Annotated in this window: 8 protein-coding genes; 5 read left to right on the top strand and 3 right to left on the bottom strand. The window is 69.8% G+C overall.

From position 1 onward, the window contains the following. Positions 1-12 precede the first annotated feature (12 nt). The 5 genes from ACIQ6Y_RS31420 (at position 13) to ACIQ6Y_RS31400 (ending at position 4604) form a co-directional block, all read left to right on the top strand. Complete coding sequence (locus ACIQ6Y_RS31420) at positions 13-603, top strand: TlpA family protein disulfide reductase (RefSeq protein WP_404044015.1); 591 nt, start codon at positions 13-15, stop codon at positions 601-603. 1 nt (position 604) lies between these two features. Beyond that, positions 605-1378: a cytochrome c biogenesis CcdA family protein gene (locus ACIQ6Y_RS31415; protein WP_404044013.1), complete on the top strand. Its 774-nt coding sequence runs from the start codon at positions 605-607 to the stop codon at positions 1376-1378. A 3-nt stretch (positions 1379-1381) separates the two neighbouring features. Next, complete coding sequence (locus ACIQ6Y_RS31410) at positions 1382-3064, top strand: cytochrome c biogenesis protein ResB (RefSeq protein ID WP_404044011.1); 1683 nt, start codon at positions 1382-1384, stop codon at positions 3062-3064. An 80-nt stretch (positions 3065-3144) separates the two neighbouring features. Then, on the top strand, positions 3145-4182 hold the full coding sequence (ccsB, locus tag ACIQ6Y_RS31405) for a c-type cytochrome biogenesis protein CcsB (protein WP_404044191.1): 1038 nt from the start codon (positions 3145-3147) through the stop codon (positions 4180-4182). Between the two features lie 14 nt (positions 4183-4196). Then, entirely contained in the window at positions 4197-4604 is a 408-nt protein-coding gene (locus ACIQ6Y_RS31400; RefSeq protein WP_404044009.1) for an SRPBCC domain-containing protein, read from the top strand. Here the strand turns inward: ACIQ6Y_RS31400 and ACIQ6Y_RS31395 are convergent. The 3 genes from ACIQ6Y_RS31395 to ACIQ6Y_RS31385 all read right to left on the bottom strand — a co-directional run bounded on the left by ACIQ6Y_RS31395 (position 4601) and on the right by ACIQ6Y_RS31385 (position 12224). Next, positions 4601-5074 carry a nucleoside deaminase gene (locus ACIQ6Y_RS31395; protein WP_404044007.1) on the bottom strand — a complete coding sequence of 158 codons (474 nt, stop codon included), beginning with the start codon at positions 5072-5074 and terminating at the stop codon, positions 4601-4603. The two genes, ACIQ6Y_RS31400 and ACIQ6Y_RS31395, sit on opposite strands and share 4 nt — an antisense overlap. An 88-nt stretch (positions 5075-5162) precedes the next feature. After that, on the bottom strand, positions 5163-5504 hold the full coding sequence (locus ACIQ6Y_RS31390; protein WP_404044005.1) for a hypothetical protein: 342 nt from the start codon (positions 5502-5504) through the stop codon (positions 5163-5165). Positions 5505-5525: 21 nt separating this feature from the next. Then, positions 5526-12224, bottom strand: a complete 6699-nt coding sequence (locus ACIQ6Y_RS31385) for a polymorphic toxin-type HINT domain-containing protein (protein WP_404044003.1) — start codon at positions 12222-12224, stop codon at positions 5526-5528. Between the last annotated feature and the right edge of the window lie 54 nt (positions 12225-12278).

Below are 12278 nucleotides of genomic sequence, written 5' to 3'. Positions count from 1 at the left end.
GAAACTTTTCACATGAGTGCCGCCAGCCGTACCACCCTGCTCGCCGCCGGTGCCGTCGTCACCGCGCTGGCACTGTCCGCCTGCACCTCCGGGGGGACGTCCGGCGGGGGCGGCAGCACCAACTTCGTCACCGGTGACGACGGCATCGCCACCGCGGCGAAGGGCGAGCGGGCCGCCGCGCCCGAGCTCGACGGCGAGACGCTGGAGGGCAAGCCGCTGAGCACCGCCGACTACAAGGGCAAGGTCCTCGTGGTCAATGTGTGGGGCTCCTGGTGCGGCCCCTGCCGCGTCGAGGCGAAGAACTTCGAGAAGGTCTACCGGGGCGTCAAGGGCCAGGGCGTCGAGTTCGTCGGCATCAACACCCGCGACACCAGCACGGTCCCCGCCCTCGCCTTCGAGAAGGAGTGGGGCATCACCTACCCGAGCCTGTACGACCCGACCGGCAAGCTGATGCTCCGCTTCAAGAAGGGCACGCTCAACCCGCAGCTCGTGCCCTCCACGCTGGTCATCGACCGCGAGGGAAAGATCGCGGCGCGTGCGCTGCAGCCGCTCAGCGAGGACAAGCTGCGCGGCATGATCGAGCCGGTCCTCGCGGAGAAGTGACGTGACCGCGCTGTCCACCCTGGCCGCGGCCACCGACCCGAACGACACCGTGATGCACGGCGCGCTGCTGCTCGCGCTGCCGCTCGCGGTCCTCGGCGGCCTCGTCTCCTTCTTCTCCCCCTGCGTCCTGCCGCTCGTCCCCGGCTACCTCTCCTACGTCACCGGCGTCAGCGGCACCGACCTGGCCGAGGCCCGGCGCGGGCGGATGGTCGCGGGCGCCTCGCTGTTCGTGCTCGGCTTCACCGTCGTGTTCGTCTCCGGCGGGGCGCTGTTCGGCTTCTTCGGCTACACCCTGCGCGAGCACCAGGCCGTGCTCTCCAAGGTGCTGGGCGTGCTCATGATCCTCATGGGCGTGTTCTTCATGGGCCTGATGCCCTGGCTGACCCAGCGCGAGTTCCGCTTCCACAAGCGGCCCACGACCGGCCTGCTCGGCGCGCCGCTGCTCGGCGCCCTGTTCGGCATCGGCTGGACGCCCTGCATCGGCCCGACCCTCGCCTCCGTGCAGACTCTCGCCATGGAGCAGGCCAGCGCCGGGCGCGGCGCGATACTGACCGTCGCCTACTGCCTCGGCCTCGGCATCCCGTTCGTGCTCGCCGCGGTCGCCTTCCGCAAGGCGCTCGGCGCCTTCGGCTGGATCAAGCGCCACTATGTGTGGGTCATGCGCATCGGCGGCACGATGATGATCCTGACCGGTGTGCTGCTGCTGACCGGCGCGTGGGACAGTCTGGTGCGCGAGATGCAGACCTGGTCCGACGGCTTCACTGTGGGGATCTGATCCATGAGCAAGACGACACCCGGCACCCGTGAGGACCAGGACCTCGATGCCGCCGGCTCCCAGCTGTCCACCGCACCCCAGGAGGAGGCCGCGACCGGCCTGCCCGCCCTCGGGGTGATCGGCTGGCTGCGCTGGTTCTGGCGGCAGCTGACCTCCATGCGGGTCGCGCTGCTGCTGCTCCTGCTGCTCTCGCTCGCCGCGATCCCCGGCTCGGTCATCCCGCAGACCGGCGTCGACATCACCCAGGTCGAGGACTTCCGGCAGCGGCACACCACCCTCGCGCCGGTCTACGACAAGCTCGGCCTCTTCCACGTCTACAGCTCGGTGTGGTTCTCCGCGATCTACATCCTGCTGTTCGTCTCCCTCATCGGCTGTATCGTCCCGCGCACCTGGCAGTTCGTCGGCCAGCTCCGCGGCCGCCCGCCGGCCGCGCCCAAGCGGCTGACCCGGCTGCCCGCGCACACCACCTGGCGCACCGGGGCCACGCCCGACGAGGTCCGCGAGGCCGCGCTCGGCCTGCTGAAGGGGCGCCGCTACCGCGCGCACATCGCCGGGGACGCGGTCGCCGCGGAGAAGGGCTATCTGCGCGAGGCCGGCAACCTCGCCTTCCACATCGCGCTGATCGTGATGCTGGTCGCCTTCGCCTGGGGCCAGCTGTTCAAGTCCGAGGGCAACAAGCTGATCGTCGAGGGCGACGGCTTCTCCAACACGCTCTCGCAGTACGACGACTTCAAGTCCGGCAGCCTCTTCCAGAACGACGATCTGGAACCCTTCAGCTTCAAGCTGGACCGCTTCACCGGCACCTACGAGCTCACCGGCCCCAACCGCGGCACCCCCCGCACCTACGAGGCCGACCTCACCTACAGCGAGGGCGCCGACGGCAAGGAGAAGAAGACCACCGTCGAGGTCAACGAGCCGCTGCACATCGGCGACGCCAAGGCCTACCTCGTCAGCCACGGCTACGCGCCCGTCATCACGGTCCGCGACGGCAAGGGGAACATCGTCTTCCAGGACGCGGTCCCGCTGCTCCCGCAGGACGCCAACGTCACCTCCTCCGGCGTCGTCCGGGTCATGGACGGCTACAAGGACCCCGAGGGCAGGAGCGACCAGCTCGGCTTCCAGATCTGGTTCCTGCCGACGTACAGCCAGGGCCAGATGGTCTCCGCGTTCCCCGCGCTGATCAGCCCGATGATGGCCGTCAACGCCTACCACGGCGACCTCGGCGTGAACTCCGGCATCCCGAAGAACGTGTACCAGCTGGACAAGACGCACATGAAGGAGTTCAAGGACGCCAAGGGCGGCCTGCTGAAGAAGCAGCTGCGCCCCGGTGACACCCTGACGCTCCCCGGCGGCTACGGCTCCATCACGTACGAGAAGGAGACCCGGGAATGGGCCGGCTTCCAGATCGTGCAGCAGCCGGGCGGCGGCTGGGCGCTGGTCGGCGCCCTCGCCGCGATCGCGGGCCTCGCGGGCTCCCTCTTCATCCAGCGCCGCCGCGTCTGGGTGCGGGCCACCACCGGCGACGACGGAGTGACGGTCGTCGAGATGGCCGGCCTCGGCCGCAGCGAGTCCGCGAAGCTGCCCGAGGAGCTGGGCGAGCTCGCCGACGCCCTGTACCGGAAGGCGCCCGGCGCCCCCGAACCCGAGAACGAAGCCGCACCTGCCGAAGGGGCTGACAAGCCGTGAACTTCGCCGCCGCGAGCGATCTGGCCGCCGCGACCAACGAGAACCTCGCGAACCTCAGCAACACGCTGATCTACTCCGCGATGGCCGTCTACACCCTGGCCTTCCTCGCCTACATCGCCGAATGGACCTTCGGCAGCCGCAGCAAGGTCGGCCGCACGGCCGCCGCGCTCACCGCGCAGCAGCAGTCCGCCCCGGCGGTGACGGTGAACAAGGCGGGCGGCACCGCGGTCCTGGAGCGGCCCAAGGTGACCGTGCGGGCTGCGTCCGGCACCCGTGACGTGCCCGACGGCCCGGGGGCGCACGGCGGTGACGAGCAGGGCGACCTCTACGGCCGTATCGCCATCTCCCTCACGGTGCTCGGCTTCCTGCTGGCGTTCGGCGGGGTGCTCGCCCGCGCCTGGTCGGTGCAGCGGGCGCCGTGGGGCAACATGTACGAGTTCAACATCACCTTCTCCACGGTGGCCGTCGGGGTGTACCTCGGGCTGCTGGCGCTGAAGAAGAACGTCCGCTGGATCGGCCTGTTCCTGATCACCTCGGTCCTCCTCGACCTCGGCATCGCCGTCAAGGTCCTGTACACCGCCAGCGACCAGCTGGTTCCCGCCCTCGACTCGTACTGGCTGTACATCCACGTCTCGACGGCGATCTTCTGCGGCGCGGTGTTCTACATCGGCGCGGTCACGACGATCCTGTACCTGTTCAAGGACTCGTACGAGAACAAGCTGGCCGGCGGCGGCAAGCCCGGCAGCTTCGCCCACTCCGTCCTGGACCGGCTGCCCTCCGCGGCTTCCCTGGACAAGTTCTCCTACCGCGTCAACGCGGCGGTCTTCCCGCTGTGGACCTTCACGATCATCGCGGGCGCCATCTGGGCCGGTGACGCCTGGGGCCGCTACTGGGGCTGGGACCCCAAGGAGACCTGGTCCTTCATCACCTGGGTCGCCTACGCCGGCTACCTCCACGCCCGCGCCACGGCCGGCTGGAAGGGCCGCAAGGCCGCCTGGCTCGCCCTGTTCGCCTTCGCCACGTGGCTGTTCAACTACTACGGCGTGAACATCCTCTTCTCCGGCAAGCACTCCTACGCCGACGTCGGCCTGGGCGCGCTGCACTCCGTGGGCTTCTGAGTCACGCTGGAGGCATGACCGGAAAGACCGGAGCCATCGAGCAGGGCACCAGCCAGACCCACGGGAACACGCACATCCTGCATTTCCTGGTGCGGCTTCCCCGGCCCATGGAGTCGGTCTGGCCCGCGCTGTCCACCCCGGAGGGCCTCGCGGGCTGGCTGGCCCCGGTGGACACCCTCGAACCCCGGCTCGGCGGCGCGGTCGGGCTGCGCGGGCTGGGCTCGGGGCGGGTCACCGCGTGGGACGTGGACCGGGTCGCCGAGTACACCGTGGAGGCCGGCGGCCGTATCCGCTTCCATCTGGAGCGCGACGGCGAGTCGGGAAGCGCGCTGCGCTTCACCCACGAGTTCCAGGGCGAGGGCGAGACGGAGCGGGGCTGGCGGGACCGCTTCGAACGCCTGATCGAGTCGTTCGGGGACTAGCTCTCCCCGATGTCCTCCCCGATGTCCTCGTTCCACAGCGCGGGATGCCGGGCGACGAAGTCACGCATGAGCCCGGCGCACTCGGTGTCGTCCAGCAGCACGATCTCCACGCCGTGCGAGGCCAGCCAGTCGTGCCCGCCCCGGAAGGTCTCCGCCTCGCCGACCACCACGCGGGAGATGCCGAACTGGCGCACCAGCCCCGAGCAGTACCAGCAGGGGGAGAGGGTCGTCACCATCGTCGTCCCGCGATACGACCGCTGCCGGCCGGCCGCCCGGAAGGCCGCGGTCTCCGCGTGCAGGGACGGGTCGTCGTCCTGGACCCGGCGGTTGTGGCCGCGCCCCAGCAGGGTGCCGTCGGGGCCGTAGAGCGCGGCCCCGATCGGGATGCCGCCCTCGGCCAGTCCGGCGCGGGCCTCCTCCAGCGCGGTGCCGAGCCATACGCGGGCCGTCGCCCGGTCCAGGGTGTTCATCAGGCAGCTCTCCTCCACGACGAGCGGACAGGAAACGGCAAGGGCCCCCACCAGGAAATCCTGGCAGGGGCCCCTGTGTCAGCCGGAGCTACCGCGTGCCGCCGGAGGCCTCACGGTCGCCGGCCGGGGTGTTGGCGAGCCAGCAGCCGCCGCCGGCGGGGTGCCAGTCCACCGCGTCGAGGGACTCCAGGACCCGGCGGACCACGCTGTCCGCGTCGCCGGACCAGGCCTCGAACCCGGTCTCCCCGAGGTCGCCCACGTTCATCAGGCCGCCGCGCACCAGGTGCGTCAGGACCCGCTCGGTGACCTCCCGGGGCGGCTCCCCGGACTGTTCGGCGAGCTCACCCGCCAGGTACAGCACCTGGTCGACCATGATCCAGTCGTCCAGCCCCTCTTCGAGGAGCTCGCGGTAGATCTCTTCTTCCTTCATCAGCTCGTCATTCCTCGGATCTCATTCCTCCGGGAGGTGCACCTTCATCGGCTTGCCCTTGGGCGGAGTGATGTCGATTGTCTCTCCGCCGGACTTGGAGGAGAGCCGCCACTGGATCACGGTGCCGTCCTCCAGCTTGTAGACCTCGGGGATCTTCGGTCCGCGCGCCGGGAGCTTCTCGGCGCCGTTCGTCCACTTCTCGAAGGCGGTCCGCAGTTCCTTGGTCGTCTGCATCAGACGGACGTGGCCCTGCTTGCCCTTGGGCAGCTTGTCGAACTCGCCGCGCCACACTCCGCACACGCCGTCCGAGTTGTGCACCAGGATCGGTGTGCTGCCGGCCAGCGCGTAGTACGTGTGCACGCCCTCGACGGTGAGGTTGTACGTGCGCACGTGGTCCGTGTACTGGCGGGCGCCGGTGACCTCGACCGTGCGGCCGTCGTCGGTGCGCAGGGTCATGCCCGGCTTCAGGTCGCCGGCCGCGATCCAGCCGTGCTCCGAGACGGACCAGAACGGGTGCTCGTAGGTCGCGGTGAGGTGTTCCTCGCCGTGGCCCGTGGCGATCGTCAGCTCGGTGAAGTGCTTGTCCGAGTCGGTGACGATCGTCGCGGTGACCTCACGGGCGCTGGTCCTGCCGGTCTCCGGGTCGGTGGCGAGCACCTTGTCGCCGAGGACGATGTCCTCGATGTCCTTGGTGCCGCCGTCGGCCATGAGGACGTCGGTGCCGGCCAGGAAGCAGTTGCAGCCCGGGAGCTTCTTGGCGTCCTTGAGATCCTTGATCTTCTTCAGCTTGTTGATCTTGAGGATCTTGGCGGCCTTGAGCCAGGGCAGGTCGGTCGACGCCCAGGCGCAGCTCTTCCACTTGCCCTCGGTCAGGCACTCCTTCCATGCCTGGGTGTCCGGCAGCAGCAGGACCTTGATGACCTCGCGGCCCTCCTGCGCGTCGTACCAGGGCGCGTCGGTGGTGCACCGGATGGCGTTGAGGAAGTTGTCCCGGCCGGTGCAGGCCGCCGGGAGCTGGTTCTCGACGGTGACCTTGACCTGGACCTTGCCGTCGTTGCCGTTGTTCCCGGTGGTGTTGCCCTTGTCGTCGTTGTCGTAGTAGCCCTTGCTGCTCGTGGCGATGCCGGGGCCGTCGTCCTTCCACTTGCAGCCCGAGGTCGGCACGGGGACACACGGACCGGAGACGGGGTAGTACTTCAGCCCGTCGGGGTCGGAGAAGGTGACAGGGCTGTTGTTGCTGTAGGCGTACCCGTTGATCTGCTGCGGGTCGTAGGCGTCCATCACCGGGTCGACCGAGATGAACCGGCCCGTCGAGGCGTCGTACTCACGCGCCCCGAGGTGGGTCAGACCGGTCGTCTTCGTGTCGTCGGTGCCGCCGACGAAGCCCTTGGTGCCGGTCCAGGTGCCGGTCGAGGTGCCACGGGTGCCGCCGAAGGGCAGCGTGCGGCGCTGCGACAGCGACAGATCGGCGGTCTTCACCGAGAGCTGGCCGGTGCCGACGTGGTCGGCGACCGTGACGGTGATCGAGCCGTCGTTGGACTGCACGGCCTGGTTGCCGCTGCCGAGGTCGATGTACCGGGTGGCCTTGGCCGTCGTCGCGCCCTTGGGCAGGACGACCTCGGTGTTGCCGACGTACAGCGTGGTCTCGGCCGGGCCGCGGGCGATGAGCCGGTTGCCCTCGGTGTCGTAGACGTAGTCGGTGACCTCGTCCGGCTTGCCCGTGACGGGCTGGGTGACCTTGACGACGTGGCCCTCGGCGTCCCACACCAGCTTCTGGGTGGTGCCGCTGATCACGCGGTCGGTGGTGTTGCCGGTGGCGTCGTAGAGGTAGCTGGTCTTCGACGTCCCGGACGGCTTCGTCTCGTTGACCTCCGTGAGGGTGTGCGGCTGCGGGCCGCCGGCCGGCGGGTAGACGTACGACCGGGTGGTGTCCCCACCGGACGCGTGCAGCGTCTCCGTCTTGCGGTTGCCGGTCTTGTCGTAGCTGTACGAGTTCCAGTACGGCGCCACACCGCCGACCACCGACTGGGCGGGGGCGGCCGAGCAGCTGGTGTCGCCCTCGGTCCACGCCTCGGTCAGACGGCGCAGGTAGTCGTAGGCGAAGCACTGGTTGTCGGTGCCGGCGCGCGAGACGTCGGACATCGACAGGACGTTGCCCGCCTGGTCGTAGCCGAAGGTGTCGGCCCGGTCGACGCCGGCGACGTCCTGGCGGTCCACCCGGGAGGTGGCCAGGCGCTGGGTGCCCCACTCGTAGGTGTTGGTGACCCAGGTCTTCTTCGCACCCGTCGCCGTGGAGGCGAAGGCGTACTGCAGCGGCTTGCCCGTGTTGGAGTACGTCGTGTCGGCCTGGAAGCCGTCGCCCAGGATCGACACCGGCCGCAGGGCGGAGTCGTACGTGTAGCTGTACGAGCCGCCCGGCAGCGCGCCCGCCGCCGAGTACGACACACCCGCGACCAGGCCGGACGGCTGGTAGCTGGTGCCCGCCTGGTAGGTGCCGGCGAGGGCACCCTCGGTGGCCGGGATCGTCACCGAGGTGCGCAGCGGCCGGTACTGCTGGTCGTACATGGTGATCCGGCTGACGTACTGGGCGCCGTTCACATACCGGGTCGAGGAGGCCAGATAGCCCTTCGCCCCGGCGAGCGTGTCGTACGTCCAGGACGCGCGCAGGGTGCCCGTGGCGCTGGTGTCGCGCAGCTCGGTCGCCCGGCCGAGCTGGTCGTACACGTGGTAGAGGACCCGGTGCTCGGCGTCCTCGGTGGTGAGCAGCTGGCCGCGGTCGTCGTAGGTGCTGATCGTGAGGCCGCGGTCGGGGTCGGTGGACCTGGTCTGGTTGCCGAGCAGGTCGTACTCGTAGAACCAGTTGTTGCCCGCCGGGTCCGTGACCTGCGACAGCTTGCCCGACGGCGTGTACTGGTACCTGGTCGCGTCGTAGGGGGCGGTCGCGCTGCGCGAGGTGTGCTGGCGCAGCTCGACGATCCGGCCGCGGGCGTCGGTCAGCGACGTCGTCGCGGTGCCGCCCACCGGCGGGATCACCGTGGTGCGGTCGCCGTTGTACGAGGTCGTGGTGGTGCCGAGGTCGGCGCCGCCGTCACCGTTGCCGGCGACCTTCTTCTGCGTGATCTCCCGGTTCAGGCCGTCGTACGTGTGCCAGATCTGCGTCTCCACGCTCAAGGCGTCGGCGGGCTTGAACAGCTCCCGGTTCGGCGCGCCGGTCGTGTAGTAGGAGGCCCACTCCCGTGCGACCAGGCCGCGTTCGTCGTAGAACGTGTCGGACAGCAGCCGGCCGCCGTCGGGGCCGACGTCCTGCGTCTGGCGGGCGCGCAGCAAACCGTCGTACAGCGTGTACGCGGCGACCTGGCCGCCGCTGTTGTTCAGCGTGAGGGTGCGGACCGCGATCGGCTTGCCCTCGTCGATGAAGTAGTCGAAGTCGTACGACGGGAGCTGGGTGGTCTGCCGGTCGGCCAGCCACACCTTGTCGGCACGGCCGAGCGCGTCGTACGTGAAGTTCTTGAGCTTGCCGTTGGTGTCCTTCTGCTGCGTGGGCAGGCCGCGCAGCGGGTCCAGGGTGGTGGTGGTCGTCTGGACGGTGGTCGAGTCCCCGGCCTTGGCGGGCGGAGTGGTGGTGACGACCGTCGTCGGGAAGCCGGTGGCCGGCGTGTACGCGGTGGTGTTGGTCAGGCCGTCGGTGCGCGCGGTGCGCACCGGGGCGGTCGACTCGGTGGCGGTGACGTTCGCCGTCAGGTCGGTGACGGCCGTCGAGCGGCCGTAGCCGTCGAAGGTGGTGCCGGTCTCCGTGTAGGTGCCGGTCGTGCCGTCGTGCTTGGTCAGCGTCGCCGTGGCGGTCTCGTCGCCCTTGGTGGGCGCCGTGCCGTAGGCCAGCCCGTCGTAGGCGCTGCGCACGTCGGAGACGACCTGGGCCTTGCGGTCCGGCGTGGTCGCGCACTTCACCGCGACGGTCTCCACCCGCGAGGGCAGGGTGAGGATGTTGTCGGTGGTGTTCGTGGCGTACGTCGTGCGGGTGCAGACGTCGTCGGTGGTGACGGAGGTGTCGCCCTGGTCGTCGACCTGGGTGACCCGGCCCGCGACCGTGTCGTACGTGGTGTCGACCAGGGTGGTGCGCCACTGGGCGCCCGTACCGTCGTCCAGCGACGTCCACGTCCGCGACTCGTCCGTGCCGGTGTAGTTGGCGGTCACCGTGCCCCAGGACCGCGTCTTCTTGGCGGTCTGGTGGTACCAGGGCCGCTCGACGGTCTTCTGCAGGACCTTGCCGCCCGGACCGGAGTACTGGGCGGTCTTGTAGGTGAAGCCGGCCGCCGACTCGTGGTCGGTGATCGCGGCGCCCTCACCGGTGTCCAGGGCGACGCTGACGGACTTGGTGCCGCCGTCCTTGTTCAGCCGGTCGCCGTTCATGCCGCGCAGGAACCAGCTGTCCGCCTGCGTCTTCAGATACGCGTCGCCGCCCTGGCCGCCCGTCTTCACCCGGACGTGGCCGTAACCGCGCCACTGCGACCAGGTCTTGTTCTTCTCCTTGGTCAGACCGTCATCGTCGTCGTAGTGCCAGGCCGCGCCGTCCAGGTACTCGTACGCGGTGACGTTGTCCGGCGCGCCGCCGGTGCGGTCGGTGGCGGTCACCGAGGTGACGACGTACTTGGTGAACCAGTGCTGCTCCGGGGCCTCGGTGTCCGAGCCGCCCAGCAACTGCGGGAAACAGCGGGTGGTGTTGGTCTCCGGCGTCGGCAGCGCGGCCGCGTCGCAGGCCGACGTCGAGTAGTTGACGTCGATCTGGCCGCCGTGCTCGTCGGCGACCGTGGACAGGCGCGCCTTGACGAACGGGGCGTAGCCGTCGCCGGCCTTGTCGAGCCGGTTCTCCAGCTGGGTGTACGCCAGCGTGGTCTTCGGCAGGGTGATCGCGGTGGCGCCGGTGTGGCCGGTGCGCTGGATCGAGTCGAGCAGCAGCTGGTAGTCGACGTCGGCCTGGCCCCAGCGGTGGGCCAGCGCCCAGGAGTCGACCTTGCTGTAGGCGCCCGCGTTGTAGACCTGCGCGGTGATGCCGGTCAGCCGCTTGCGGGTCCAGAAGGTCGGCGCGAGCCGGCCCTGGTCGCAGTCGGTGCCCGCCGTGCAGTTCATGTCCCACGGGGTGTCGTACCAGTAGAACGAGTCCGTGGAGATCGACGAGCAGGTGGTGTTCGCGTCGGGGATGCACCGCTCGGAGCTGGTGAAGTCGACCTTCGCCAGTGCCGGAGTGCCGTACATCGAGGACGACTTCAGGCCGTACTCGATGCGGTCCAGGTAGCCGCCGCGCGTGTAGGGGGTGTCGTCCGTGGCCTTGAGGTTGCGGCCGTAGGAATTGTCCTCCTTGGTGTAGTAGTACGCCATGGCGTTGCCATGGGTGTCGACGGCGTAGTCGAGGTTCCAGCGCCAGGCCTGCTGGCACCAGGAGTCGGCGAACGCGGAGGCGTTGCAGGGCTCGCCGGAGTCGTCGCCGAAGACGGGGACGTTCCACGTCGAGTCGGTGGTCTCCTTGCCGTCGACCCAGCCGGGCAGCCGGTTGTAGCCGAAGTAGAAGCGGTTGCCCTGCGGGTCGGTCACCCGCCAGTACTCGCCGTCGTTGTCGCCGTTGCCGCGGCCCGTGGACCTGAGGCGGGTGACGCGGGAGCCGTCGTCCTTCTGGAAGCGGAACTCGTCGGCGGTGGCGGTGGGAACCAGCTCGCCGCCCTTGCCGTTGAAGGTGATGTAGGCGTTGTCGTAGCCCCAGCACAGATCGCCGGGCTTGTTCACCCCGTCGGCGGCCGTCTGCCCGTCGTCGGCGCACGGCTTGTAGCGGCGCTCGATGAAGCCGGGCGACAGCTCGAAGCCGTCACCGACCCAGGAGGACTGGTTGTTGGTGTTGCCGGTCCGTCCGTCGATCTGCCCCGAGGAGTACGACAGGCCCACGTGCGGGGCGAAGTCGCCGGGCACCTCGGGCACCGGGATGTCGTAGGACCAGTTGAAGTCACCGGTGTTGAGGTCGGTGCTCCAGGTGGAGGACGGCGACAGCGGGGTCGCCTTGTAGTCGCCGGTCTTGCCGGAGTCCGAGGCGACCGCGGCCAGCATGGTCGGCGAGCCGCTGCTCACCATGACCGAGCGGGCGGTGAGGGTCTGCGCCTCGGTGTCGTTGTCGGTGACCACCGGCGTGGTGGTGCGGCACGCCTTCTTCTTCGGCGTGGTCAGCGCACAGGCGGGCAGCTCGACCAGGGTGAGCCGGGAGGCGTAGGCGCCGCCGTACGCCTCGGCGAAGTCGGCGTAGTCCAGGGTGGCGCCGACCGTGCCGGAGGACGCCTTGTCCCTGGCCCGCAGGGTGAACAGCACCCCGTCGAGGCCGGCCTTCGCGGCGGCCGCGTGGCCGACGACCTTCGTCTCGATGGTGCCGCCGGTCGCCGACCGCACCTTCTTGGCGAGGGTGTTCAGCTCGACAGGGAGACCCTTGGCCGCGACCGGGGCACCGGCCCTGGCGGCCGGCTCCTTCAGCGTGACGAGAGCCGAACCCGCCTCGGGCCAGTCGGCCTTCGGCTTGTCCTTGGGGGTGCGCGGGCCCTTCTGGACCTTGCGCGGCTTCAGCTTCGTGACGGACGTGCCCGTGACCGGCTTGTCCGGTTCGGACACCCCCGGCCGTCCCTTGCCGGTGTCCTGCGCCTCGGCGGCCGGCGCGAACGCCGTCGCCTGGAGCAGCGTGGCGACCATGACCGCCGATGTCCCCAGGGCGACTCTGCGCCCCAGGGCGGCTACGCGCCAGGA

The sequence above is a fragment of the Streptomyces sp. NPDC096205 genome, assembly GCF_044763135.1.
Classification (GTDB): domain Bacteria; phylum Actinomycetota; class Actinomycetes; order Streptomycetales; family Streptomycetaceae; genus Streptomyces.
The sequence above is the reverse complement of the archived record's forward strand: the minus strand, read 5'-3'. Positions and strand labels throughout refer to the sequence as shown.

Coding starts and splice junctions, on each gene's coding strand:
- ACIQ6Y_RS31420 (WP_404044015.1), top strand. CDS start 13: ATGAGTGCCGCCAGCCGTACCACCCTGCTCGCCGCCGGTGCCGTCGTC.
- ACIQ6Y_RS31410 (WP_404044011.1), top strand. CDS start 1,382: ATGAGCAAGACGACACCCGGCACCCGTGAGGACCAGGACCTCGATGCC.
- ccsB (WP_404044191.1), top strand. CDS start 3,145: ATGGCCGTCTACACCCTGGCCTTCCTCGCCTACATCGCCGAATGGACC.
- ACIQ6Y_RS31400 (WP_404044009.1), top strand. CDS start 4,197: ATGACCGGAAAGACCGGAGCCATCGAGCAGGGCACCAGCCAGACCCAC.
- ACIQ6Y_RS31395 (WP_404044007.1), bottom strand. CDS start 5,074: ATGAACACCCTGGACCGGGCGACGGCCCGCGTATGGCTCGGCACCGCG.
- ACIQ6Y_RS31390 (WP_404044005.1), bottom strand. CDS start 5,504: ATGAAGGAAGAAGAGATCTACCGCGAGCTCCTCGAAGAGGGGCTGGAC.
- ACIQ6Y_RS31385 (WP_404044003.1), bottom strand. CDS start 12,224: ATGGTCGCCACGCTGCTCCAGGCGACGGCGTTCGCGCCGGCCGCCGAG.